At 61.3% G+C, this 24,796-nt stretch carries 28 protein-coding genes; 17 read left to right on the top strand and 11 right to left on the bottom strand.

Annotated elements, in window-relative coordinates; genetic code table 11:
- Nucleotides 1-6: 6 nt before the first annotated feature.
- The 3 genes from MKZ87_RS11740 to MKZ87_RS11730 form a co-directional block, all read right to left on the bottom strand.
- Nucleotides 7-294, bottom strand: a complete 288-nt coding sequence (locus MKZ87_RS11740; RefSeq protein ID WP_085700871.1) for a PA4642 family protein — start codon at nt 292-294, stop codon at nt 7-9.
- Between the two features lie 63 nt (nt 295-357).
- A complete protein-coding gene (locus MKZ87_RS11735; RefSeq protein ID WP_234205982.1) occupies nt 358-837 on the bottom strand; it encodes a hypothetical protein in 480 nt (159 codons plus the stop codon).
- A 183-nt stretch (nt 838-1,020) separates the two neighbouring features.
- Complete coding sequence (locus tag MKZ87_RS11730; protein ID WP_007951681.1) at nt 1,021-1,578, bottom strand: hypoxanthine-guanine phosphoribosyltransferase; 558 nt, start codon at nt 1,576-1,578, stop codon at nt 1,021-1,023.
- Between the two features lie 165 nt (nt 1,579-1,743).
- On the opposite strand from MKZ87_RS11730, the gene upp reads away from it, so the two are divergent.
- Nucleotides 1,744-2,382 (top strand): uracil phosphoribosyltransferase, encoded by a 639-nt coding sequence (gene upp, locus MKZ87_RS11725; protein ID WP_011335903.1) that lies wholly within the window; start codon nt 1,744-1,746, stop codon nt 2,380-2,382.
- A gap of 2 nt (nt 2,383-2,384) precedes the next feature.
- Nucleotides 2,385-3,659: a uracil-xanthine permease family protein gene (locus tag MKZ87_RS11720; protein WP_085700874.1), complete on the top strand. Its 1,275-nt coding sequence runs from the start codon at nt 2,385-2,387 to the stop codon at nt 3,657-3,659.
- 159 nt (nt 3,660-3,818) lie between these two features.
- On the opposite strand, the gene hemH is transcribed toward MKZ87_RS11720, so the two are convergent.
- The gene (gene hemH / locus MKZ87_RS11715) at nt 3,819-4,844 is read right to left on the bottom strand and encodes a ferrochelatase (protein WP_085700875.1); all 1,026 of its coding nucleotides are present in this window, start codon (nt 4,842-4,844) and stop codon (nt 3,819-3,821) included.
- 13 nt (nt 4,845-4,857) lie between these two features.
- Nucleotides 4,858-5,760, bottom strand: coding sequence for a TIGR01777 family oxidoreductase (locus MKZ87_RS11710; RefSeq protein WP_227233519.1), 903 nt, complete (start codon nt 5,758-5,760; stop codon nt 4,858-4,860).
- A 197-nt stretch (nt 5,761-5,957) separates the two neighbouring features.
- Here MKZ87_RS11710 and MKZ87_RS11705 point away from each other — a divergent pair, with 197 nt between their 5' ends.
- The 12 genes from MKZ87_RS11705 to MKZ87_RS11650 all read left to right on the top strand — a co-directional run bounded on the left by MKZ87_RS11705 (nt 5,958) and on the right by MKZ87_RS11650 (nt 15,986).
- Complete coding sequence (locus MKZ87_RS11705; protein ID WP_007951687.1) at nt 5,958-6,944, top strand: NAD(P)/FAD-dependent oxidoreductase; 987 nt, start codon at nt 5,958-5,960, stop codon at nt 6,942-6,944.
- Nucleotides 6,941-7,156 (top strand): TIGR02450 family Trp-rich protein, encoded by a 216-nt coding sequence (locus tag MKZ87_RS11700; protein WP_085684777.1) that lies wholly within the window; start codon nt 6,941-6,943, stop codon nt 7,154-7,156. Before MKZ87_RS11705 ends, MKZ87_RS11700 begins: the two co-directional genes overlap by 4 nt.
- A gap of 110 nt (nt 7,157-7,266) precedes the next feature.
- Entirely contained in the window at nt 7,267-8,229 is a 963-nt protein-coding gene (locus MKZ87_RS11695) for a YbgA family protein (RefSeq protein WP_234205984.1), read from the top strand.
- A complete protein-coding gene (locus MKZ87_RS11690; RefSeq protein ID WP_085701802.1) occupies nt 8,229-9,170 on the top strand; it encodes a MerR family transcriptional regulator in 942 nt (313 codons plus the stop codon). Before MKZ87_RS11695 ends, MKZ87_RS11690 begins: the two co-directional genes overlap by 1 nt.
- A 20-nt stretch (nt 9,171-9,190) precedes the next feature.
- The gene (phrB, locus tag MKZ87_RS11685; RefSeq protein ID WP_234205986.1) at nt 9,191-10,636 is read left to right on the top strand and encodes a deoxyribodipyrimidine photo-lyase; all 1,446 of its coding nucleotides are present in this window, start codon (nt 9,191-9,193) and stop codon (nt 10,634-10,636) included.
- Entirely contained in the window at nt 10,629-11,051 is a 423-nt protein-coding gene (locus MKZ87_RS11680; RefSeq protein ID WP_085700881.1) for a nuclear transport factor 2 family protein, read from the top strand. The genes phrB and MKZ87_RS11680 overlap by 8 nt, the downstream gene beginning before the upstream one ends.
- Entirely contained in the window at nt 11,048-11,830 is a 783-nt protein-coding gene (locus MKZ87_RS11675) for an SDR family NAD(P)-dependent oxidoreductase (protein WP_234205988.1), read from the top strand. The genes MKZ87_RS11680 and MKZ87_RS11675 overlap by 4 nt, the downstream gene beginning before the upstream one ends.
- Nucleotides 11,827-13,074 carry an NAD(P)/FAD-dependent oxidoreductase gene (locus MKZ87_RS11670; RefSeq protein ID WP_234205990.1) on the top strand — a complete coding sequence of 416 codons (1,248 nt, stop codon included), beginning with the start codon at nt 11,827-11,829 and terminating at the stop codon, nt 13,072-13,074. Before MKZ87_RS11675 ends, MKZ87_RS11670 begins: the two co-directional genes overlap by 4 nt.
- Nucleotides 13,071-13,886, top strand: coding sequence for a DUF1365 domain-containing protein (locus MKZ87_RS11665; RefSeq protein ID WP_234205992.1), 816 nt, complete (start codon nt 13,071-13,073; stop codon nt 13,884-13,886). The genes MKZ87_RS11670 and MKZ87_RS11665 overlap by 4 nt, the downstream gene beginning before the upstream one ends.
- Complete coding sequence (locus MKZ87_RS11660; RefSeq protein ID WP_085701806.1) at nt 13,873-15,144, top strand: SAM-dependent methyltransferase; 1,272 nt, start codon at nt 13,873-13,875, stop codon at nt 15,142-15,144. The genes MKZ87_RS11665 and MKZ87_RS11660 overlap by 14 nt, the downstream gene beginning before the upstream one ends.
- The gene (locus tag MKZ87_RS11655; RefSeq protein ID WP_234205994.1) at nt 15,137-15,628 is read left to right on the top strand and encodes a DUF2878 domain-containing protein; all 492 of its coding nucleotides are present in this window, start codon (nt 15,137-15,139) and stop codon (nt 15,626-15,628) included. The genes MKZ87_RS11660 and MKZ87_RS11655 overlap by 8 nt, the downstream gene beginning before the upstream one ends.
- A 52-nt stretch (nt 15,629-15,680) precedes the next feature.
- A complete protein-coding gene (locus MKZ87_RS11650) occupies nt 15,681-15,986 on the top strand; it encodes a YkgJ family cysteine cluster protein (RefSeq protein WP_007951707.1) in 306 nt (101 codons plus the stop codon).
- Nucleotides 15,987-16,042: 56 nt separating this feature from the next.
- On the opposite strand, the gene MKZ87_RS11645 is transcribed toward MKZ87_RS11650, so the two are convergent.
- From MKZ87_RS11645 to hemA, 6 genes are all read right to left on the bottom strand, one after another.
- Nucleotides 16,043-16,561, bottom strand: coding sequence for an acyloxyacyl hydrolase (locus MKZ87_RS11645; protein WP_085700887.1), 519 nt, complete (start codon nt 16,559-16,561; stop codon nt 16,043-16,045).
- Nucleotides 16,562-16,672: 111 nt separating this feature from the next.
- Nucleotides 16,673-17,464: a glutamate racemase gene (gene murI, locus MKZ87_RS11640; protein WP_234205995.1), complete on the bottom strand. Its 792-nt coding sequence runs from the start codon at nt 17,462-17,464 to the stop codon at nt 16,673-16,675.
- Nucleotides 17,457-18,212, bottom strand: a complete 756-nt coding sequence (locus MKZ87_RS11635; protein ID WP_234205997.1) for a molybdopterin-synthase adenylyltransferase MoeB — start codon at nt 18,210-18,212, stop codon at nt 17,457-17,459. Before MKZ87_RS11635 ends, murI begins: the two co-directional genes overlap by 8 nt.
- Nucleotides 18,206-19,036 carry a peptide chain release factor N(5)-glutamine methyltransferase gene (gene prmC, locus MKZ87_RS11630; protein ID WP_266200945.1) on the bottom strand — a complete coding sequence of 277 codons (831 nt, stop codon included), beginning with the start codon at nt 19,034-19,036 and terminating at the stop codon, nt 18,206-18,208. Before prmC ends, MKZ87_RS11635 begins: the two co-directional genes overlap by 7 nt.
- Nucleotides 19,037-20,119: a peptide chain release factor 1 gene (prfA, locus tag MKZ87_RS11625; protein WP_085700891.1), complete on the bottom strand. Its 1,083-nt coding sequence runs from the start codon at nt 20,117-20,119 to the stop codon at nt 19,037-19,039. It abuts the gene before it with no gap.
- The gene (gene hemA, locus MKZ87_RS11620) at nt 20,116-21,402 is read right to left on the bottom strand and encodes a glutamyl-tRNA reductase (RefSeq protein ID WP_085700892.1); all 1,287 of its coding nucleotides are present in this window, start codon (nt 21,400-21,402) and stop codon (nt 20,116-20,118) included. Before hemA ends, prfA begins: the two co-directional genes overlap by 4 nt.
- A gap of 182 nt (nt 21,403-21,584) precedes the next feature.
- On the opposite strand from hemA, the gene MKZ87_RS11615 reads away from it, so the two are divergent.
- The 3 genes from MKZ87_RS11615 to ispE are packed head-to-tail and all read left to right on the top strand — an operon-like array spanning nt 21,585 to nt 24,785.
- The gene (locus tag MKZ87_RS11615) at nt 21,585-23,309 is read left to right on the top strand and encodes a tetratricopeptide repeat protein (RefSeq protein ID WP_085701810.1); all 1,725 of its coding nucleotides are present in this window, start codon (nt 21,585-21,587) and stop codon (nt 23,307-23,309) included.
- 3 nt (nt 23,310-23,312) lie between these two features.
- Nucleotides 23,313-23,930, top strand: coding sequence for a lipoprotein insertase outer membrane protein LolB (gene lolB, locus MKZ87_RS11610; RefSeq protein WP_085700894.1), 618 nt, complete (start codon nt 23,313-23,315; stop codon nt 23,928-23,930).
- A 3-nt stretch (nt 23,931-23,933) separates the two neighbouring features.
- On the top strand, nt 23,934-24,785 hold the full coding sequence (ispE, locus tag MKZ87_RS11605; protein WP_085700895.1) for a 4-(cytidine 5'-diphospho)-2-C-methyl-D-erythritol kinase: 852 nt from the start codon (nt 23,934-23,936) through the stop codon (nt 24,783-24,785).
- The last annotated feature ends 11 nt before the right edge of the window (nt 24,786-24,796 follow it).

The following is a 24,796-nucleotide window of genomic DNA, read 5'->3' as shown; positions in this document are numbered from 1 at the left end:
GGGCTATCAGCCGCGCGCTTTCTCGATCAGCTCGATGTATTCCGCCGCGTTGCGTTGATCGCGGATCTGGTCGACGAAGGTCTTGCCGTGCTCGTCCTTGCCATCCAGGTCATAACCGGCTGCAACGAAGAACGTCAGGAAACGCTCGAAATCGTCGATGCGCAGGCCCCGGTAAGCCTTGACCAGCTTGTGCAGCGACGGCGAGGTGGCGTCGACCGGCTCAAAATCGAGGAACAGCTTGATCTGCTCATCGCCGATCTCGTCACCAATCACTTGCTTCTTATCTTTACGCATTGCCGACTCCAGCTCGCAGACATTTCACGGGGCGGGCAGTTTACCCCTGCGCAGGCACAAGGCTCAACGCGAGCGCGTGCTGCCGGTGTGCAAATCGGCCCAGATGTGGCCGTTGGCGTAACTGAGGAACTGCACGTACACAGTGTCATTGCGCAGCAGGTCGATGATTACCCGGTACTGGGCCAGCGGATAGAACAGCGTCAGCGTCTTGCTCTTGTCGTCATACACCGGTTTTTTCAGGCTTTTGCTTTCGCCATCGAAGTTGACCAGCACCTGATTGATCGTCGCGCCCTTGTTCAGGAACTTGCCCTTGAGGCGGATCATCAGCGGCGAGGTCACCGGGATCGGCTGCTGATTGGACTGACGCTGGGTGCCCACGACGACCGAATAATCGGTGACCTGCAACAGTTGCTGCTGCTCGGGTTCGGCATCGCGCAGGGTCAGGTCGTCCGGCGGCAGGAACTGGCTGTGCATCGGGGCGGCGGCCAAAGGCAGGCTGAGGGTCAGCAACAGGGCGGCGCAGCTGCGGATCAAAAGGCTCATGACAGGCTCCGGGGGGCGGGGCCGAGCACTCTAGCATGGGTATCGCGGATGGATCAGCACACGCAAAACAACTGCGGGAGCGTGGCTTGCCCGCGAAAGCGTCGATTAATCCGACATCAATGTGTCAGACAATCCGCCATCGCGGGCAAGCCCGCTCCCACAGGGATCGGGGGTTACCCGCAATTACATGCCTTTGACGGCGAAGATCCCGTTGGCGTTGCGCCAGTAGCCTTTGTAGTCCATGCCGTAACCGAAGATATAACGGTCGATGCACGGCAGACCGACGAAGTCGGCTTTCAGGTCAGGACGGGCCTTGCGGTCGTGGTCCTTGTCGATCAGCACGGCGGTGTGCACTTTGCGCGCGCCGGCGTGACGGCAGAAGTCGATGATCGCGCCCAGGGTGTGACCTTCGTCGAGGATGTCGTCGATGATCAGCACGTCGCGGTCGATGAACGAGACTTCCGGCTTGGCTTTCCAGAACAGGTCGCCGCCGCTGGTTTCGTTGCGATAACGGGTGGCGTGCAGGTAGGACGCTTCCAGCGGGAACTGCAGATGAGTCAGCAGTTTGCCGGAGAAGATCAGGCCGCCGTTCATCACGCAGAACACCACCGGGTTGCTGTCGGCCAGTTGTTCGTTGATTTGTGCACCGACGCGGGCAATGGCAGCCTCGACTTCAGCTTCGGTGTACAGGCAGTCAGCCTCTCGCATGATTTGACGGATATGCTCGAGATCAGCGGACATGGCGCTCTCCAGGGGGGACGGATTTCGGAAAAGCGGGCAAAGGTACGCATCAACCGGAGCCGAATCAAGCATTTGTGGACTAACGTACTGTATGTCCTATAGGACATCACCCTCGGATAGATTAATCTAGGCCGGTTTTTTTGCCCGCCGCCGGAGCCTTTCCCCATGTCCATCCAAGAGATCCGCCATCCGCTGATCCGTCACAAACTTGGCCTTATGCGCCGTGCAGACATCAGCACCAAGAATTTCCGTGAGCTCGCTCAGGAAGTCGGTGCCCTGTTGACCTATGAAGCTACCAAAGACCTGCCGCTGGAAACCTACGATATCGAAGGTTGGTGCGGCACGGTGTCGGTCGAGAAAATCGCCGGCAAGAAGATTACCGTCGTGCCGATCCTGCGTGCCGGCATCGGCATGCTCGAAGGTGTGCTGAGCCTGATCCCGGGCGCAAAGGTCAGCGCCGTCGGCGTTGCCCGTAACGAAGAAACCCTGCAGGCCCATACCTATCTGGAAAAACTGGTTCCGGAAATCGACGAACGCCTGGCGATGATCATCGACCCGATGCTCGCCACCGGCAGCTCCATGGTTGCGACCATCGACCTGCTGAAGAAGGCCGGTTGCAAGGACATCCGCGCGATGGTGCTGGTGGCCGCGCCGGAAGGCATTGCCGCTGTCGAGCAGGCTCACCCGGACGTGATCATCTACACCGCGTCCATCGATCAGAAACTCAACGAGCACGGTTACATCATTCCTGGGCTTGGCGATGCCGGTGACAAGATTTTCGGCACCAAGCAGAAGGACGCGTAAGCATGCAGCAAGAGTTTAACGATCCGCTCTGGCGCACGGTGCTGTCCGGCGCACAGATGCTGTTCGTGGCTTTCGGCGCCCTGGTGCTGATGCCACTGATCACGGGCCTGGACCCGAACGTGGCACTGTTTACCGCAGGTCTGGGCACGATTTTGTTCCAGATCGTCACCGGGCGTCAGGTGCCGGTATTCCTGGCGTCGAGCTTCGCCTTCATCACCCCGATCATTCTCGCCAAGGGCCAGTTCGGCCTCGCCGCGACCATGGGCGGCGTGATGGCGGCCGGTTTCGTCTACACCTTCCTCGGCCTTGCCGTGAAGATCAAAGGCACCGGTTTCATTGACCGTCTGCTGCCGCCGGTGGTGATTGGCCCTGTGATCATCTCCATTGGCCTGGCCATGGCGCCGATTGCCGCGAACATGGCGATGGGCAAGGCCGGCGACGGTTCGGAGCTGATCCATTACCAGACCGCGATGATGATCTCGATGCCGGCGCTGCTGACCACGCTGGTCGTGGCGGTGTTCGGCAAGGGAATCTTCCGTCTGGTGCCGATCATTTCCGGCGTGCTGGTGGGCTTTGCCCTGTCCTTCTACTTCGGCGTGGTCGACACCGCGAAGATTGCCGCGGCACCGTGGTTCGCCCTGCCCGCCTTCACCGCACCGGAATTCAACTGGCAGGCGATCCTGTTCATCGTCCCGGTGGCGCTGGCCCCGGCCATCGAACACATCGGCGGCGTGATTGCAGTCGGCAGCGTGACCGGTCGCGACTACCTGAAGAAGCCGGGCCTGCATCGCACCCTGCTGGGTGACGGCATCGCCACCACCGCAGCCGGCCTGTTCGGCGGTCCGCCAAACACCACCTACGCGGAAGTGACCGGCGCGGTGATGCTGACCAAGAACTACAACCCGAAAATCATGACCTGGGCGGCGATCTTCGCCATCGCCCTGGCATTCATCGGCAAGTTCGGGGCCCTGCTGCAAAGCATTCCGGTACCGGTGATGGGCGGGATTCTGTGCCTGCTGTTCGGTTCGATTGCGGCGGTGGGGATGAACACCCTGATCCGTCACAAGATCGACCTGGGCGAGGCGCGCAATCTGGTGATCGTTTCGGTGACCCTGGTGTTCGGTATCGGCGGTGTGCTGGTCGGCACCGGCACAGGTCCCGACGACTTCGGCCTCAAAGGCATCGCGCTGTGTGCGGTGGTGGCGATTGCGCTGAACCTGCTGCTGCCGGGCAATGACGGCTGGAAGCAGAAGAAGGCGGATGAGCCGCTGATCTAAGCCCTAGCTTCAAGATCGTTCCCACGCGGATCACCCCACACTGATCGTTCCCACGCTCCGCGTGGGAATGCCTCTGGGGACGCTCCGCGTCCAGTGACGCGGAGCGTCACGGGCTGCATTCCCACGCGGAGCGTGGGAACGATCAATCATCTACGATCATCAAAGGGCCAGTGGCGCCCGTTCGCACAGCGTTGCCAATGCCTTCGCCCATTGCGGGTCATCATTCAGGCATGGCACCAGCACCAACTCCTCTCCCCCTGCCTCCCGGAACTGTTCCTTGCCGCGATCGCCGATCTCTTCCAGGGTCTCGATGCAATCGGCAACGAACGCCGGGCACATGACCAGAATCTTCTTCACGCCGCTTTTGGCCAGTTCATCCAGCCGCGCTTCGGTGTAGGGTTCGATCCATTTCGCCCGGCCCAGCCGCGATTGAAACGACACCGACCACTTGCCGTCCGGCAGCCCCATGCGCTCAGCAAACAACGCCGCCGTGCGCAGGCACTGGGCGCGATAACAGGTGGCCAAGACGGCAGCCGAAGCGTTTTTGCAGCAATCTTCATTCTTGAAGCAATGATTGCCGGTCGGGTCGAGCTTGGTCAGGTGCCGCTCCGGCAAACCGTGGAAGCTGAGCAACAGGTGATCGTAATCCTGCTGCAAGTGCGGCTTGGCGCTCGCCACCAGCGCGTCGAGGTATTCCGGCTGATCGTAGAACGGCTGCAACACCGACAGTTGCACATCGAGCTTCTTCTCGCGCAGCACGCGCCTGGCTTCTTCGATCACCGTGGTCGTGGTGCTGTCGGCGAACTGTGGATAAAGCGGTGCGAGGGTAATGCGTTTGTGCCCCGCCGCGACCAGCTTCAACAGGCTTGTCTCGATCGACGGCTCGCCGTAACGCATGGCCAGCTCAACCGGGCCGTGAGTCCACTGCGCCTTCATCTGCTGTTGCAGACGACGGCTGAGCACCACCAGCGGCGAACCTTCCTCCCACCAGATCGAGGCGTAGGCATGGGCCGACTGCTCGGGGCGCTTGATCAGGATCAGCGACACCAGCAGACGTCGTACCGGCCACGGCAGGTCGATCACGTATGGGTCCATCAAAAATTGATTGAGGTAGCTGCGCACGTCGGCCACCGAAGTGGAGGCCGGCGAACCCAGGTTGACCAGAAGCAAGGCGTGATCGGTCATGCAACGTCCTATTTCAGAGGCGGCCGGAAAGATCATCCAGGGCCGCGCGTAAATCCGTGAACCGGAAAGTGAATCCCGCTTCCAGCAAGCGTTTCGGCGTGGCCCGTTGGCCACCCAGTAACAGCAATGACATCTCGCCGAGCCCGACCTTCAAGGCGAGGGCCGGCATCGGCATGAACGCCGGGCGGTGCAGCACGCTGCCCAGCGTCCTGGCAAATTCGCGATTGCGCACAGGGTTCGGCGCGCACGCATTATAAGGACCGCTCGCCTGATTGCGGTGCAGAAGAAAATCAATCAGGGCGATTTGGTCATCGATATGAATCCACGGCATCCACTGCCGACCGTTGCCCAAAGGCCCGCCCAGCCCAAGCTTGAACGGCAGCAGCAGGCGCGACAAAAAGCCGCCCTCGGCCGACAGCACCAGCCCGGTGCGCACCAGCACCACGCGAATGTCCATCGCTTCGGCGCGCTGCGCGGTTTCCTCCCAGGCGATGCACAACTGGCTGGCGAAATCATCGATCACCGGTGGCGAGTCTTCGGTCAACTCGCGCTCGCCGCCGTCACCATACCAACCCACGGCCGAACCCGAGATCAGCAGCGATGGTTTCTGTCCGCGATTTTCCAGCCACGCCAGCAACGATTCGGTCAACGTGATCCGGCTGCTCCACAACAGCGCCTTGCGTCGATGGGTCCACGGCCGGTCGGCAATCGGCGCGCCGGCGAGGTTGACAATCACGTCGACCGGCTCATCGCCAAGGTCCTCCAGACGCGCGATTCCACGCACCTGGGCGCCACAGATTTTCGCGACTTTTTCCGGACGACGACTCCAGACCGTCAGGCGATGCCCCTGCCCGGACCAGTGCCGGCAAAGCTGACGTCCGATCAATCCAGTACCGCCGGTCAGCAATATGTGCATGACTTCTTCCTCGCGTGGCGTTTTACCCCGATCACTAGTCTATTTTTATAAACAGGGATCTTTTCTATCGGGCAGGCTCTATTGTTTAACCATAGGCCAAGCTGTCAGAACCAGAACGCTGGAAGTTATACCAAAAAACAAAATTGTACAGGTTTCATCGACGGCGTAGTCTGTACAGAAAGGTAAACGAGGCCCCTATGACTGTACCTATCGCAATCATTGGCACCGGCATCGCCGGACTCTCCGCCGCCCAGGCCCTGACGGATGCCGGGCATACCGTTCAGTTGTTCGATAAAAGCCGCGGCAGCGGCGGACGCATGTCGAGCAAACGCAGCGACGCAGGCTCTCTGGACATGGGCGCGCAATACTTCACCGCCCGTGATCGGCGCTTCGTGACTGAAGTTCAGCGCTGGCAAAGCAAGGGCTGGGTCGCCGAATGGGCCCCGCAGCTCTACACCTTTCACGGCGGGCAGTTGAATCTGTCACCGGACGAACAGACCCGCTGGGTCGGCACGCCGCGCATGAGCGCCATCACCCGGGGACTGCTCGATGGGCTGGAAGTGCATTTCGCCTGCCGGATCACTGAGGTCTATCGCGGCGAAGAACACTGGCATCTGCAGGACGCCGAAGGCTTTACCCATGGGCCGTTCAGCCATGTGGTGATCGCCACGCCGGCGCCGCAGGCCACTGCCCTGCTGGCCGCTGCGCCGAAACTCGCCGGTGCCGCTGCCGGGGTGAAAATGGACCCGACCTGGGCCGTCGCCCTGGCCTTCGACACGCCGCTGGATACGCCGATCGAAGGCTGCTTCGTCCAGGACAGCGCACTCGACTGGCTGGCCCGCAACCGCAGCAAACCGGGCCGCGACACCACGTGCGATACCTGGGTCCTGCACGCCACCAGCGCCTGGAGCCGCCAACACATCGACCTGCCCAAGGAAGCGGTGATCGAACAATTGCACGGCGCCTTCGCCGAATTGCTGCACAGCGCCATGCCGGCCCCGACCTTCAGCCTCGCCCACCGCTGGCTCTATGCCCGCCCGGCCAGCAGCCATGAATGGGGCACCCTGGCCGACGCCGATCTGGGCCTGTACGCCTGTGGCGACTGGTGCCTGTCGGGTCGCGTCGAAGGGGCCTGGCTCAGTGGTCAGGAGGCGGCAAGACGCTTGCACGAACACCTGCAGTGAATCGCATCAATCCGCGCAAATTGCTGCTGTCGAAATGGACAGCAGCCCACCCGCAAAACCGTGAAAAGCATTTTCTGGTGACCGAACTGTTCCGCGACGAGGACGGCACGGTGCTGGAAATCGAGTTGCAGGCAGTGCTGACCCGGCGTACCGAGCAATGCGACTGGCATGCTCTGCAAGATGATTCACGCTGGAAAATGGGCTGGTGCTGAAAATCGCATAAACTTGTACAAACCATTTGACTTGTACACCTTTGAATCTATGCTTGAAGAATGTTGTACAGATTTACTCGTCTGTACAGGTTCAGATTCGAGGTTGCTGCATGTCCGACTCATCGACGTCCCTGCCAAAAATCGCCATCAGCGCCTGCCTGATGGGGGCCGAAGTTCGCTACAACGGTGGCCACAAGGAGTCGCGGCTGTGCAGCCGCACCCTGGCCGAGCATTTTGAATTCGTTCCGGTATGTCCTGAAGTAGCGATCGGCCTGGGAATTCCTCGCGAGCCGATCCGGCTGGTGGGCGACCCCGCCCGGCCTGAAGCGGTCGGCACCGTCAATCCAGCGATCAATGTCACTCAGCCACTGGCCGCTTACGGCGAGAAAATGGCCGGCGAGCTCAGTGACATCTGCGGCTACATCTTCATGCAGCAATCGCCGTCCTGCGGACTGGAGCGGGTCAAGGTCTACCACGCCAACGGCGCCCCGGTGAATGGCGGCGGGCGCGGCATTTACGCCGACGCGTTCTGTGCACAGCAACCGGACCTGCCGGTGGAAGAAGCCGGGCGTCTTAACGATCCGGTGCTGCGGGAAAATTTCATCACCCGCGTACTCGCCTACCGCGAATGGCAGCAAGTGCTCAAGCAAGGCTTGAGCCGCCGCGCCCTCACCGACTTTCACTCGCGCTACAAATATCTGCTGATGGCCCACAACCCGGTGCAATACAAGGCGCTGGGCAGTCTGCTGGGCAACATGGGCCGGACCGACCCGATCGAGCTCGGCCCACGCTATTTCAGCGAACTGATGGCGGCGCTGAAGAAATGCGCCACCCGCCGCACCCACAGCAATGTCCTGCAGCACATCAGTGGCTATCTGAAGCAGGTCATCAGCCCCGAAGAAAAACAGGAAGTGCAACACATCATCGGTCAGTACCGGCACGGCATCGTGCCCCTGGTGGTGCCGCTGACGTTGCTCAAGCATCACTTTCGCCTCCACCCGGATCCCTACATTGCGCAGCAGGTGTACCTGCAACCGCATCCGGAAAACCTCAGCCTGCGAAACGCCATTTGATGAACGACTCACTCGACACCAGCGCCCGTGAAGACCTCGGCGCCGACTTCAAGAAAGCCCTCGACGAAGGCTGGCTGCCGATTCGCGAAGTCGCACGCCAGACCGGCGTGAATGCCGTGACTCTGCGCGCCTGGGAACGCCGCTACGGGCTGATCGTTCCGCACCGCACGCCCAAGGGCCATCGCCTGTACAGCGCCGACCACGTGCAGCGGATCCAGAACATCCTCACCTGGCTCAACCGGGGTGTTGCGGTCAGCCAGGTCAAACCATTGCTCGATACGGCGCAGGCGTTCAACGAACCGGTGGAGGACGAATGGCATCCGCTGCGCCAGGCCGCCCTTATGGCGGTCACTCACCTGAACGAGCGCAGCCTCGACGACTGCATCAACCAGGCGATGGCGCTGTACCCGCCGCGCACCCTGTGCGAGCAATTGCTGCTGCCGCTGCTGAGCGATCTCGAACAGCGCTGGCAAGGCCAGTTTGGCGCGCAGATGGAGCGCGTGTTCTTTTTTGCCTGGTTGCGCAGCAAATTCGGCGCGCGCATCTACCATAACAATCGTCAGTTGCGCACCGCGCCGCTGCTGCTGGTCAATCAGTCGGATCTGCCACTGGAACCGCACCTGTGGCTCTGCGCCTGGCTGATCAGCAGCGCCGATTGCCCGGTGCAGGTGTTTGACTGGCCGCTGCCTGCCGGAGAGCTGGCGCTGGCAACCGATACCCTGCAAGCCCGTGGCGTCCTGCTGTATTCCAGCAAAGCCCTGAGCCTTGCGCAGCTGCCGAAACTGTTGAATGGCATCAGCTGCCCAAAACTGATTGCCGGACCAACGGTGTGCATTCACCACGCCGAGTTGTCCGCAAGAACTTCCGAAATCACTGACCTGCTCCTGGCCGAGGACCCTCTTTCGGCGCATCGGGTACTCATTCAGCGTGGGTTGATTTAATGATTCAGGCAGAGACCGACATGCAATTGATCTGGCTGCGCAGCGACCTGCGCCAACACGACAACACCGCCCTCGCGGCCGCCGCCGAGCGTGGCCCGACCTTGGCCGTGTATCTGTTGAGCCCGCAGCAATGGCAGGAACATGACGACGCGCCGTGCAAGGTCGATTTCTGGCTGCGCAATTTGCGTGAGTTGAGCAAAAGCCTTGGCGACCTGAACATCCCGCTCCTGATCCGCACCGCGCCTCACTGGGATCAGGCACCCGACGTGCTGCTCGAACTGTGCCGGCAGCTGAAGATCGATGCCGTGCACGTCAACGAGGAATACGGCATCCACGAAAGCCGTCGCGATGCCGCCGTCGCCGAGGCGTTGCAAGCGGCAGGCATAACCTTCCACAGCTACCTCGACCAATTGCTGTTCAAGCCAGGCAGCGTTCTGACCAAGACCGGTACCTACTTTCAGGTGTTCAGCCAGTTCCGCAAGGTTTGCTACGAACGCCTGCACCGCTCGATGCCTTCGCTCAAACAAGCGCCGGGCAAACAATTGGCGCTGAACATCGCCAGCGACCCCGTTCCGCAAGCCATCGAAGGATTCCCGACACCCGACGAATCCCTGCGCGCCCTGTGGCCCGCCGGTGAAGCCGAGGCCCGGCGGCGCCTCGACACGTTCGCCGATGCGCAGATCGATTACTACAAGAGCGAGCGCGACTTTCCGGCCAAACCCGGCACCAGCCAGCTTTCGGCCTATCTGGCCGCTGGCGTGATTTCGCCACGCCAATGCCTGCACGCCGCCCTGCAAAGCAATCAGGGCGAATTCGAAAGCGGCAAGGTCGGGGCTGTCACCTGGATCAACGAACTGCTGTGGCGCGAGTTCTACAAACACATCCTCGTCGGATATCCGCGGGTTTCACGGCATCGCGCATTCCGCCCGGAAACCGAAGCCCTGGCCTGGCGCGACGCCCCCGAGGACCTGGCCGCCTGGCAAGAGGCCCGCACCGGCTTGCCGATCATCGACGCGGCCATGCGCCAACTGCTGGAAACCGGCTGGATGCACAACCGCCTGCGGATGGTGGTGGCAATGTTTCTGACCAAGAACCTGTTGATCGACTGGCGCGAGGGCGAGCGTTTCTTCATGCGCCACCTGATCGACGGCGACCTGGCCGCCAACAACGGCGGCTGGCAGTGGAGTGCTTCGACCGGTACCGATTCGGCGCCGTACTTCCGCATCTTCAACCCGGTCAGCCAGTCGGAAAAATTCGACAGCGAAGGCTTGTTCATCAAGCACTGGCTGCCGGAGCTGGCCGGGCTGAACAAGAAAGAAGTCCACGACCCGGCCAGTGCCGGCGGGCTGTTCGGCGTGGCGGACTATCCGGCGCCGATCGTCAATCTGGGCGCATCACGGGAACGGGCGCTGGCAGCCTTCAAGAACCTGCCGTCGCGATCGCCGCAAGGAGAGAGCGATGAGTGAATTTCTGCGCGGTTTTGCCCAGCGGTTCGCACAGTTGAACAAAGACAACCTGCGAAACCTGAACGAACTGTACAGCGAAGACATTCATTTCACCGATCCACTGCATGAAGTGCAGGGGCTGACGAACTTGCGCGGTTATTTCAGCGAGTTGTACGCCAACGTCAACGAACTGCGCTTCGATTTCCACGGCTTCGACCAGATCGGCGACGGCGAAGGTTATTTGCGTTGGGTCATGAGCTACCGCCACCCGCGTTTGAGCGGCGGGCAACTGATCCGCGTCGCCGGCTGCTCACATTTGCTCTGGAGCGACAAGGTTTACCGCCACCGGGATTACTTCGATGCCGGAGCGCTGCTTTATGAACATTTACCTGTATTGGGCCGAGTGATCGCTTGGCTGAAAAGGAGATTGGGATGAGTCGTACAGCTCCACGGCGTTATTGGCTGACCGGCGCCAGCAGTGGCATTGGTGCAGCATTGGCAGAAGAAATCCTCAAGACCGGCGGACATCTGGCGGTCAGTTCCCGCCAGGTCGCGCCGCTCAAGGTGTTGTCGCAACGTTATCCGGGACAGGTGCTGGTGGTACCCGGCGACCTGACCAACAGCCAGACCGTGCGCGAGATCGGCGAACAGATCGCACACGACTGGGGGGCGCTGGACTCGGTCATCCTCAACGCAGGCACTTGCGAATACGTCGACGCCCGCCAGTTCGACGCCACGATCATCGAACACGTGGTGCGCACCAACCTGCTCGCCAGCAGCTATTGCATCGAAGCCGCCCTGCCCTTGCTGCGCAAAGGTACGGCGCCGCATCTGGTGGGGATGGCCAGCTCGGTGACTTATGTGCCGCTGCCCCGCGCCGAAGCCTATGGCGCATCGAAGGCCGGGCTGCGTTATCTGTTCGAATCCCTGCGCATCGACCTCGCCGACGAAGGCATTGACGTCACGGTAATCAGCCCTGGTTTCGTCGACACACCGCTGACCGCCAAGAATGATTTTCCGATGCCGCTCAGCTGGCCTGTGGAAAAAGCCGCGCGGCATATCTTCGCCAAACTGAAGGATCGCCCGCTGGAGATCGCTTTCCCGGCGCTGTTCATCGCCGCCCTGTGGCCCTTGTCGAAAATGCCCGCGCGCGTACAACTGGCGATTGGCAAACGCATGGTGCGCAGCAACCCGCCGCTCAGGGATGCAACATGAAAATCGCCATCGTCGGTAGCGGCATCGCCGGTTTGACCTGCGCGTATCTGCTCGCTCGTCGACATGAAATCACCGTATTCGAAGCCGACGCCCGGGTCGGTGGTCACACGCACACGGTGCCGGTGACCGTGGACGGACGCGGCTACGCAGTGGACACCGGCTTCATCGTGTTCAACGACTGGACGTATCCCAACTTCATTCGTTTGCTCGGCCAGTTGGGCGTGGCGTTCAAGCCTACCGAAATGAGCTTTTCGGTGAACGATCCCGACACCGGCCTGGAATACAACGGCAATAACCTGAACAGCCTGTTCGCCCAGCGCAGCAATCTGTTGTCGCCCGGATTCTGGGGCATGTTGCGTGACATCCTGCGGTTCAATAAAGAGGCCCGGCGCGACCTTGCCGAGCAGCGAATCGCCGCCGACACCACCCTCGACGACTACTTCAAGGCTGGCGGTTACGGCGAGCGCTTCATCCTGCATTACATCGTGCCGATGGGGGCGGCGATCTGGTCGATGCCGATGGCCGAGATGCTCAATTTTCCGTTGCAGTTCTTCGTGCGCTTTTTCGAGAATCACGGGTTGCTGTCGATCAGCAACCGGCCGCAGTGGCAGGTGATCGAGGGCGGGTCCAGTGCCTACATCGCGCCGCTGACCGCGTCGTTCAAGGAGCGCATCCGCCTGAACTGCGCGGTAGGCCGGATCGATCGCGATGCGCACGGCGTGGTTATCCACAGCCCCGCCGGCATCGAACGTTTCGACAAAGTGGTACTGGCCTGCCACAGCGATCAGGCGTTGCGACTGCTGGGAAATCCTGACGATAAAGAACGGGCAATCCTCCGTGCCCTGCCCTATGCCGACAATGAAGTGGTGCTGCACACCGACACCCGTCTGCTGCCCACACGCAAACGGGCCTGGGCCAGTTGGAACTATCGCCTCGGCGGTGCTGGCCATACCCGGGCTGCCGTGACCTACGACATGAACATTCTGCAGGGCATCCAGAGCGACACCACGTTCTGCGTCAGCCTCAACCAGAGCGCCGGCATCAGCCCGTCCAAGGTGCTCGCGCGCTTCACCTACGCCCACCCGCAATTCAGCCTTGCAGCAGTGGCGGCGCAACAACGCTGGGCCGAAATCGACGGCGCGCAGCACACGCATTATTGCGGCGCCTATTGGGCCAACGGTTTCCATGAAGATGGCGTGGTCAGCGCCTTGCGCGTCGCCGCCGCTTTCGGAGAAAGCCTGTGAACAGCGCGCTCTACAGTGGCTGGATCGCCCATCGGCGATTTGCTCCACGCCGTCATGAATTCCGTTACCGGATCGGCATGCTGTACCTCGATCTGGCTGAACAGGAGGCGGTGCTGGGCCTGTCGCGACTGGCGGGTGCCAGCCGCTTTGCGCCGTTCTCATTTCGCGAAACCGACTACCTGAAAACCTTCACCGGCCGGGGTGTACGCCTGAGCGATGCGGTGCGCCGCTTGGTTGGCGATGCCCTGGGCCACGCGCCGCAAGGTTCGATCTGCCTGCTGACCCAGCCGCGCAGCTGGGGCCTGTCGTTCAACCCGGTGAGTTTTTTCTATTGCCACGAAGCCGACGGCCAACTGGCTGCGATTCTCTGCGAAGTCACCAACACGCCGTGGCGCGAGCGTTATCACTACGTGCTGCCGGCCCGGGCGCCGACCGATCTGCATGACTTTCACCAGCACTTTGCGGTGACCAAGGCATTTCACGTATCACCGTTCCTGCCGCCGGATCTGGAATACCGCATGCGTTTCAGCCCAGCCGCGCAGACTCTGGGCGTGCACATGGCCGACTGGCAAGGCGAGCGAAAACTGTTCGACGCCACCCTCGACCTGCGACGCGAACCCCTTGATCGACGCCACCTGCACCGGCACTTGTGGCGCTTTCCCTGGATGACCGCCAAGACCGCGCTGGCGATCTATTGGCAAGCATTGCGCCTGCTGCTCAAGCGCACCCCGGTGTATGACCACCAGCGCGCCGACGACCATTTTCGAACCGCCACCGTACCGACCAAGGAACGCCACCATGAAATCCACTAGCGTCTCGGCCAAAGCCAGCCTGTTCAGCCCCCACGGTTTGAGCAGTTCGCTGCTGCGCCGGGGAGTACTGCGCCAGTTGGAGCAGCTCAAACAGGGCCAACTGATCGTCATCGAGGACGGCGAACGTCACGTCTTCGGTACGCCGGGCAGCGCGCTGGTGGGGGAAATTCAGGTGCTGGATCCCGCCGCCTGGGGCCTGGTCGCGAGCAATGGTTCGATTGGTGCCGGCGAGGCTTTTATTCATGGTTACTGGCGCTCGCCGGATCTGACGGCAGTGGTGCGGGTCTTCGTCAGCAACCTTGAAGTGCTCGACGCAATGGAAGGTGGCCTGGCCCGGCTCAGTCGCCCGCTGGTGCGCGGGCTGCACTGGCTCAATCGCAATACGCGCAAGGGCTCGCAGAAAAACATCGCCGCTCATTACGACCTCGGCAATGACCTGTTCGAGCAGTTTCTCGACCCGACCATGATGTACTCGGCCGCGCAGTTTCTCCGCCCGGACGACAGCCTGGAGCAGGCGCAACTGAACAAACTGGAGCGGATCTGCCAGAAGCTTGCGCTCAAGCCCGACGACCATCTGCTGGAAATCGGCACCGGCTGGGGAAGCATGGCGCTGTACGCGGCGCAGCGTTACGGCTGCAAAGTCACCACCACCACGCTGTCGAAGGAGCAATTCGCCTTCACCGCCGCCCGTATCGAACGCCTCGGCTTGCAGGATCAGGTGACGCTGTTGCTCAAGGACTACCGCGACCTCACCGGCCAGTACGACAAACTGGTGTCGATCGAGATGATCGAAGCGGTCGGCCACCGCTTCCTGCCGACTTACTTCAAACAGTGCGCACACCTGCTCAAGAGCAACGGCCTGATGCTGCTGCAAGCGATCACTATCCGCGAACAGCGCTACGAGCAGGCGCGCCGTAGCGTGGACTTCATCCAGCGTTACATTTTTCCCGGCGGCGCCCTGCCCTGCGTGCAGAAAATGCTCGAGATCGTCAGCCGCGACACCGACATGAATCTGTTGCACATGGAAGATTTCGGCCTGCACTACGCCCGTACCCTGCGTCTGTGGCACGAGAATTTTCGGCATGCTCACGGGCGTCTGACCGAGCTGGGCTATGACGATTACTTCCTCAGGCTGTGGGAGTTCTACCTGTGTTATTGCGAGGGCGGATTCCTCGAACGCACCATCGGCACCGCGCAACTGGTGCTGGCCAAACCGGCGGCCATGACCGCGCCTTTGCTGGGCCGGTTCGATGCTTGAGCGGTTGGCCAACGCAGCCCTGTTCCAGATCGGCTGGCTGGCCTGCGTGCTCGGCGGTAACAGTTTGTGGTTGCTACTGGCGCTGACGGTGCTGGTGGTTCATCTGCGCTGGATCAGCAGCTGGGCGGATGAAGGCCGGTTGATCCTTAGCGTGGTGATTATCGGCACGGCGGTGGACAGCGCGCTGCGCGGCCTCGGGGTTTTCGAGTTCAAGGATATGTCGCCACTGATTCCGCTGTGGCTGATGTTGCTGTGGGCATTGTTTGCCACGACGTTGCGTCATTGCCTGCAATGGAGCGCACGGCCGTGGTGGCTGGCCAGTCTGCTTGGCGCGGCAGGGGGCGCGCTGTCCTATGGCGCCGGCGGACGACTGTCCGGCGTGCAATTTCCTTTCGGTGAACTCCCCAGCCTGATTGGCATCGCGCTGCTATGGGCGTTGCTGTTTCCGCTGCTGCACCAATTGTCCCGGCGGCTGGCGCGCTGAACGCCCGTCAGGCCTTTCACACGGTCATCGGTCACTGCCGTACACTGGCGCCATGAAAACCATTCCCCATCGGCAAATCGCCGAGCCCGAGGTCACCTGCTCGACCTGTGCAGCCTGCTGTTGTCAGCTCGAAGTGATGCTGATCACCGACACCGGCGTACCCGAGCGTTTTATCGATACCGACGATTGGGGTGGTGAAGTGATGCTGCGTCTGGACGACGGTTGGTGCGCGGCGCTGGATCGCGACACGATGATGTGCACGATCTACGAGAAGCGCCCGCTGATCTGCCGCGAGTTTGAAATGGGCGCGCCGGAATGCATCGATGAGCGCCAGGGTATTGCCACGGCGTATCGCTGATTACAAAAAAAAGGAGCGCTGAGCGCTCCTTTTTTCCTGGGCTTAACTTTCGAGGTTTACAGCGGCATCGTGTAATGCAGTGCGTAGCTTTCAACCCCGTCGTTGTCGCTGCTCAGACCGGCGTTGGAATAGTGCGTCGCACGGATCCCCACCTCATGCCCGCCATTGAAGCGCAGGCCGAAACCGATACGGTCCTCGAACTGGAAGGAACCGCCGAGCTTGTTGTCTTCGTACTCGGTGTTGGAAAACAGCGCCACGCCGATCCCCGCCTCGACATACGGCTTGACCGATTGACCGGCGAACTCGTACACAAATACCGGCGAGAACGAAAGGCTGTTGTTGCTGGAGGTCTTGTCACCTTCCCAGTAGGTGTAGGCGCCACTCCAGTAACCGGTCAGACGACCGACGTCGCTTTGCAGCCAGCTTTTGTCCCAATCGAAATTCATACCCAGGCGATAAGTCATCGTCGAATCGCTGGTACCACCCACTGCAAACTCGACGCCAGCAGCTTGTGCGGTAAAACTTTGCCCCATCAGTGCAGCCGCAATCGCGGCCAAGCAGAATAGTCGCTTCACGTTGAAACTTCCTTTTCGGAACGATCGTTTGGTTTTCTAGGTCACTCTGCGCTATAGAAATCTGCGCTTGGTCAGAAGTTCAGCTGACTTTTTAGATATTTCACATTTTTTTTACAAGGTGAATTTTTCGACTTCGCCGGCGACCTGCCCCAACAGCACCAGCGTGTTGCGCAAAGACGCGGGGTCGGCGCTGGTCCAAAATCTGACCGGTCGGTTCGGCCCTTCGGCGAGCAGGTCACGCTCGGCCAGCAACCGTTGCAATTGCCGCGCTACCGCCGCGCCCGTATCGATCAGGCTGATGTTCTCGGGGATCATCGACTTGAGCATCGGTTTGAGAAACGGATAGTGGGTGCAGCCCAGGATGATCGTGTCGCATCCGTTGGCAAGAAGTGGATCGACGTAGTGCTTGAGCAAGGCTCGTAACTGGGGACTGTTCAGATCGCCGCTTTCAATCAGTTCCACCAGTCCGGGGCACGGTTGAGTGATGACCCGCACATCCGTGGCGAAGCGGTCGAGCAGCGCCGCAAATTTCGCACTCTGCAAGGTGCCCGTGGTGGCGAGTACCCCCACCACCCCGCTGCGAGTGGCAGCAGCGGCCGGTTTGACCGCCGGCTCCATGCCGACAATCGGCCACTCGGGGAAATCCCGGCGCAGATCGGCGACGCCGGCCACGGTCGCAGTGTTGCAGGCGATCACCAGCGCCTTGGCGCCCTGCTCCCGGAAAAAACCGGCCATCACGCTGCAACGCTGGCGGATGAATTCAGGGGTTTTCTCGCCATAAGGAATATGGCCGCAGTCGCCGAGGTACAGCAGCGACTCATTCGGCAGTAGGTGCTGGATTTCCGCCAGCACCGATACACCACCGACGCCGGAATCGAATACGGCGATCGGCGCTTCACGCATGCTGCGAACCACAGACGCTGCAACCGGGATCGCGCTTGACCCGCAGTTCACGGAAACGCGAGCCCAATGCATCGATCAACAGCAGACGGCCCACCAGCGGCTCGCCGAACCCCGCCAGCAACTTCAAGGCTTCCAGCGCTTGCAGGCTGCCGACCAGACCCACCAGCGGACCGACCACGCCGGCTTCGCTGCAAGTCAGTTCGGCTTCGCTGCCGTGACCGTACAGGCAGTGGTAGCACGGGCTATCGGCGCGATGTGGGTCGAACACCGAAAGCTGTCCTTCGAGGCGAATCGCCGCGCCGCTGACCAAAGGCTTGCGCGCGGCCACGCAGGCGGCATTGACCGCTTCGCGGGTGGAGAAGTTGTCCGAGCAGTCGAGCACCAGGTCCACCGCCGCCACGGCTGCGGCGAGGCAATCCTCGTCCAGCGCCTGGCGATGGGGCACCAGTTTGATTTCGGGATTGATCGCGCTCAGGCGCTTGAGCGCCGAGTCGACCTTGGTCATACCGACGCTGTCGGTGTCGTGGATGATCTGGCGTTGCAGATTGGTCAGATCGACCGTATCGAAATCCGCCAGGTGCAACTCACCGACACCCGCCGCCGCCAGATACAAGGCAACCGGCGCACCGAGACCACCGAGGCCGACAATCAACACCCGACTGTCCTTGAGCTTCAACTGGCCATCGATGTCGATGTGTTGCAGCAGGATCTGCCGACTGTAGCGCAACAATTCCTGATCATTCAGCACGGCAGACGCCCCAGGCTGATCCGTTGATGGCCGCCCAGATCGGTGCGGCTGTGGACTTCTTCGAAACCTTGGGTCAGCAGCAGATCGCGCACGGCTTCGGCTTGATCATAGCCGTGTTCGAGCATCAGCCAGCCACCGGCCTCCAGATGGGCTGGCGCCTGGGCGATGATCAGACGCAGATCGTCGAGCCCGTCGACGCCGGCCACCAAGGCGCTTTCCGGTTCGAAACGCACGTCGCCTTCCACCAGATGCGGATCGGCGGCGCGGATGTACGGCGGATTGCTGATGATCAACTCGAAACGCTTGCCTTCGAGGGCACTGAACCAGTGACTGCTCAGTACCGTCGCGTTGTTCAGGTGCAGGCGCTGGCGATTGCGCTCGGCCAGGGCCACGGCTTCCAGCACCCGATCCACGGCGGTGACCTGCCACGCCGGGCGCTCGCTGGCCAGGGCCAGGGCGATCGCCCCGCTGCCCGTGCCGAGGTCGAGAACTTTGGCCGGGGTCGCCGGCAGCAGTTCCAGCGCGGCTTCCACCAGCAGTTCGGTGTCCGGGCGCGGGATCAGCGTGTGCGGGGCGACTTCCAGATCAAGCTTCCAGAAACCCTGCTGCCCCAGAATGTAAGCCACCGGCTCACCACTGCGACGACGTTGCAGGTACTCGGCGAAGACCAGTGCGGCTTCGCTGGGCACGATGCGCTCGGGCCAGGTGTGAAGAAAACTGCGCGACTTGCCCAGCGCGGCGGCCAGAAGCAGTTCGGCGTCCAGACGCGCGGTGGGGGAATCCGGCAGTTCGGCGGCGCGCAACAGGCTGGCGATGATGGTCATTTACTCACCTATCGCTGCGAGCTGGTCGGCCTGGTATTCGGCCAGCAACGGCTCGATCACTGCTTCGACGCCACCGGCGAGGATTTCGTCGAGGGAATACAGGGTCAGGTTGACGCGATGGTCGGTCACCCGGCCCTGGGCAAAGTTGTAGGTGCGGATACGCTCGGAGCGGTCACCGGAACCCACCAGCAATTTACGTTCGCTGGCGATGGCGTTGGCCGCCGCGGCGGTCTGCTGGTCGTTGAGCTTGGCCGACAACCAGGCCATCGCCCGGGCACGGTTCTTGTGCTGGGAACGTTCTTCCTGGCACTCGACCACGATGCCGGTCGGCAAGTGAGTGATGCGGATCGCCGAGTCGGTCTTGTTGACGTGCTGACCACCGGCCCCGGAGGAACGGTAAGTGTCGACGCGCAAGTCCGCCGGGTTGATCTCGATCGCTTCCTGCTCGTCCGGCTCAGGCAGCACCGCCACGGTGCAGGCCGAGGTGTGGATCCGGCCCTGGGATTCGGTGGCCGGCACGCGCTGTACGCGGTGAGCGCCGGACTCGAACTTCAGCTTGCCGTAGACGTTGTCGCCCTCGACCCGGGCAATGACTTCTTTATAGCCGCCATGTTCGCCTTCGTTTTCCGAGAGAATTTCCACGCGCCAGCCACGTCGTTCGGCGTAACGCGAGTACATGCGGAACAGGTCGCCGGAGAAGATCGCCGCCTCGTCGCCACCGGTGCCGGCGCGGATTTCGAGGAACACGTTGCGCCCGTCGTTGGGATCCTTGGGCAGCAACATGCGTTGCAGGTCGGATTCCAGCGTAATCAACAGTTCCTTGGCTTCGCGGACTTCTTCCACGGCCATTTCACGCATGTCCGGGTCGCTGTCCTTGAGCAGCGCCTGCGCGCCTTCAAGATCGCTTTGTACGCTGAGCAGCTTTTTATAGGCTTCGACCACCGGCTCGACTTCGGCGTATTCCTTGGAATAGGCGCGGAATTTGGCCTGGTCGGAAATGACTTCGGCGTCGCCGAGCAGCGCGGTCAGTTCCTCGAAACGGTCCTGGAGGATGTCCAGCTTATTGAGCAGTGACGCTTTCATTGCGGTTTTTTATCCGAAAAGCTATCCGGTGAGCCCTCGAGGGCAAAGAGTTCCTGAGCCATGGCCAGCGCATCGAGGCGGCCTTCGGCAGAAAGCTTTTTCAACTGTACGCTCGGGGCGTGCAGGAGTTTGTTGGTCAGGCCACGGGCCAATTGCCCGAGCACGTCTTCGGCGTTGCCGCCGTTGGCCAGCAGGCGCAGGGCCTTTTGCAGCTCCTCGTCGCGCAGGCGTTCGCTCTGTTGACGATAGGCCTTGAGCACATCGACCGCTGCCAGCTCGCGCAGACGCACCATGAAGTCGTCGGCACCGACCGAAACCATCTCTTCGGCGGCCTGGGCTGCACCCTGACGGCTCTTGAGGTTTTCGGCGACCACTTCGTGCAGATCGTCGACGCTATAGAGGTAAACGTCGTCGAGCTCGCCGACTTCTGGCTCGATGTCACGGGGAACGGCGATGTCGACCATGAAGATCGGCTTGTGCTTGCGCAGCTTCAGCGCGCTTTCCACAGCGCCTTTACCGAGGATCGGCAACTGACTGGCGGTAGAACTGATCACGATGTCGCTGCGCACCAGTTCGGCCGGGATGTCCGAGAGCAACACCGCGTGGGCACCGAACTGCTCGGCCAGCAGGCTGGCGCGTTCCAGCGTCCGGTTGGCGACCACGATGCGCTTGACCCCGAGGTCATGCAGATGGCGGGCGACCAAGGTGATGGTCTCGCCGGCGCCGATCAGCAGGGCCTGGCTGCGCTGCAGGTCGCTGAAAATCTGTTTGGCCAGGCTGACCGCGGCGAACGCCACGGACACCGGGTTTTCGCCGATGGCGGTGTCGGTGCGCACTTGCTTGGCGGCATTGAAGGTCGCCTGGAACAGACGCCCGAGCAGCGGCCCGATGGTGCCGGCCTCGCGGGCCACGGCGTAGGCCGATTTCATCTGGCCGAGAATCTGCGGTTCGCCCAGCACCAGCGAGTCGAGCCCGGAGGCGACGCGCATCATGTGACGAACTGCCGCATCATCTTCGTGCACATAAGCACTCGCGCGCAGCTCATCGAGGCTTAAATGGTGATAGTCGGCCAGCCAGCGCAGCACGATATCGGCCGAAAGCTGATCCTGTTCTATATACAGCTCGCTGCGATTGCAGGTGGAGAGGATCGCAGCTTCGCGGCTGTCGGTGAGTCGGCAGAGCTGCTGCAAGGCCTCCACCAGCTGCTCAGGGGTAAAGGCCACGCGCTCGCGGACGTCTACTGAAGCAGTCTTGTGGTTGATACCGAGTGCAAGGAAGGCCATTCAAGGTCGCTGATGGTGACGTGAAGCCGGCAATTGTCCTACTTCGTCAGATTCAGAACAACTACCGCTGACTATTGTCCCAATTGTCGGCCCCTGTAATGGCCACAATCGAGACTCGGTTATGTTTGGCCGAAGGCTTGTGTCATGATGATCCGACCGCAGGTTAGTCGTCCTCTTCCTATATGAATAGATCTTCCGCGTTGCTCCTCGCTTTTGTCTTCCTCAGCGGCTGCCAGGCCTTGGCCCCCGTTTCGCAGGACGGTGCCTCACCGGTCGAAGACACCACGCCGGCTCCTGAAAAGCCCAAGGTTTACAGCTCGTTCAGCCAGGAAACGGTGTTCAGCCTGCTGACTGCCGAACTCGCCGGCCAGCGCAATCGTTTCGACATTGCCCTGGACAACTACGTGACCCAGGCCATCAACACCCAGGATCCAGGCGTTTCCGAGCGCGCGTTCCGCATCGCCGAGTACCTGGGCGCCGACCAGCCAGCCCTCGATACGGCGCTGATCTGGGCGAAAAACGCCCCGGACGACCTCGAAGCGCAACGCGCAGCCGCCGTGCAACTGGCCCGCGCCGGGCGCTATGACGACTCGATGGTCTATATGGAGAAAGTCCTGCAGGGCAAGGGCGACACCCATTTCGACTTCCTCGCGCTGTCGGCTGCCGACACCGATCAGGAAACCCGCAACGGCCTGATGAAAAGTTTCGACCGCCTGTTGCAGCGTCACCCGAACAACAATCAGCTGATTTTCGGCAAGGCCCTGCTGATGCAGCAGGACGGCGACACCCAAGGCGCGCTGACCCTGCTCGAAGACAATCCGCCGGAAGACGGCGAGATCGCCCCGATCCTGCTGCGCGCACGCCTGCTGCAAGGGCTCAACCGCGGCGACGAAGCGCTGCCACTGCTGCAAAAGAGCATCAAGAAGTATCCGGACGACAAGCGCCTGCGCCTGACCTACGCACGGATGCTGGTGGAACAGGACCGGATGGACGACGCCAAGGTCGAGTTCTCCACCCTGGTTCAGCAATACCCGGAAGACGACGAACTGCGTTACTCGCTGGCGCTGGTCTGCCTGGAAGCCAAGGCCTGGGACGAGGCCAAGGGTTATCTGGAAGACCTGATCGCCCGGGAAAGTCATGTCGATTCGGCGCACCTGAACCTGGGGCGCATCGCCGAAGAACGCAACGACCCGCAAGGCGCGCTCATCGAGTACGCCCAGGTTGGCCCCGGCAACGACTATCTGCCGGCGCAATTGCGTCAGGCCGATATTCTGATGAACAACGGCAAGACCGCCGAAGCCCAGAGCAAACTGGCCGCCGAGCGTGACGAGCAGCCGGATTACGCAATCCAGCTGTATCTGATCGAAGCCGAAACCCTGTCCGCCAACAATCAGGGCGACAAGGCCTGGAAAGTCCTGCAACAAGCGTTGCAGCAGTACCCGGACGATCTGAATCTGCTTTACACCCGCGCGATGCAGGCGGAAAAACGCAATGACCTGGCGCAGATGGAAAAAGACCTGCGCCTGATCATCAAGCGCGATCCGGACAACGCCATGGCCCTCAACGCCCTCGGCTACACCCTGTCCGACCGCACCACCCGCTACGCTGAAGCCAAGGCGCTGATCGAGCAGGCACACCAGATCAACCCGGAAGACCCGGCGGTGCTCGACAGCCTCGGCTGGGTGAACTTCCGCATGGGCAATCTGGAAGACGCCGAGAAATACTTGCGTCAGGCCCTCGAGCGCTTCCCCGATCACGAAGTCGCCGCGCACCTGGGCGAAGTGCTGTGGACCAAGGGCAAGCAGCGCGAAGCGAAACAAATCTGGGGCAAGTTCCTCAAGGACCAGCCTGACAGCACCATCCTGCGCAGCACCATCAAGCGCCTGACCGGATCCGAGACTCTTTAACTCATGTTTTTGCGCCACGTCATAGTTTTCAGCTTCATCGCCCTGCTCGCCGGTTGCGCGGGCTTCGGCGCCCGTGAATCGGTCGAAGGCCACGGCAATCCTGGCCAATGGCGCGAGCACAAACAGCAATTGACCGGCCTTGATGGCTGGCAGATCGACGGCAAGATCGGCATCCGCGCCCCGAAAGATTCGGGCAGCGGCACGCTGTTCTGGCTGCAACGTCAGGATTACTACGACATCCGTCTGTCCGGCCCGCTGGGTCGTGGCGCGGCGCGCTTGACCGGCCGTCCGGGCGCGGTGTCGCTGGAAGTGGCGAATCAGGGCCGTTATGAAGCGCCGACGCCGGAAGCGCTGGTCGAGGAACAACTGGGCTGGAAACTGCCGGTCTCGCATCTGGCCTGGTGGGTTCGCGGCCTCCCGGCACCGGACAGCAAAAGCCGCCTGACCCTGGACGGCAACAGTCGTCTGGCCAATCTGGATCAGGATGGCTGGCAGGTCGAATACCTCAGCTATGCCGAACAGAACGGTTACTGGCTGCCCGAGCGGATCAAGCTGCACGGCGCCGATCTGGATGTGACGCTGGTCATCAAGACCTGGCAACCGCGCAAGTTGGGGCAATAACGCATGACCGCTCCACGCCTCACTTTGCCATCGCCAGCCAAACTCAACCTGATGCTGCACATCCTCGGTCGCCGTGAAGACGGTTATCACGAGTTGCAGACGCTTTTTCAATTTCTCGACTACGGCGACGAAATCACCTTCGCCGTGCGTGACGATGGCGTGATTCGCCTGCACACCGAATTCGAGGGTGTTCCCCACGACAGCAACCTGATCGTGCGCGCGGCGAAAAAACTTCAGGAGCAATCCGGCTGCTCGCTCGGCATCGATATCTGGATCGACAAGATCCTGCCGATGGGCGGCGGCATCGGTGGCGGCAGCTCGAACGCGGCCACCACCCTGCTCGGGCTCAATCATTTGTGGCAATTGGGCTGGGATGAAGATCGCCTGGCTGCACTGGGCCTGACGCTGGGCGCCGACGTGCCGGTGTTCGTGCGTGGCCATGCGGCTTTTGCCGAAGGTGTTGGCGAGAAACTGACCCCGGTCGAGCCTGCCGAACCGTGGTACGTCGTACTCGTTCCGCAAGTCTCTGTTAGTACGGCAGAAATTTTTTCAGATCCATTGTTGACACGTAACACGCCGCCCATTAAAGTGCGCCCCGTTCCCGAGGGAAACAGTCGAAATGACTGTTTGCCGGTGGTCGCAAGGCGTTATCCAGAAGTACGTAACGCATTGAATTTGCTAGGTAATTTTACTGAAGCAAAACTCACCGGAACTGGAAGTTGTGTGTTTGGGGGCTTCCCAAGCAAAGCTGAAGCTGATAAAGTCTCGGCCCTTCTGACAGAGACCCTTACAGGGTTTGTAGCAAAAGGAAGCAACGTTTCGATGTTGCATCGCAAGCTGCAAAGTCTGCTCTAAAAGAACCAAGT

The organism is Pseudomonas sp. MCal1 (genome assembly GCF_026341415.1).
In the GTDB taxonomy this organism is placed as follows: Bacteria; Pseudomonadota; Gammaproteobacteria; order Pseudomonadales; family Pseudomonadaceae; genus Aquipseudomonas.
This window is presented reverse-complemented; position numbering and strand designations above follow the sequence as displayed.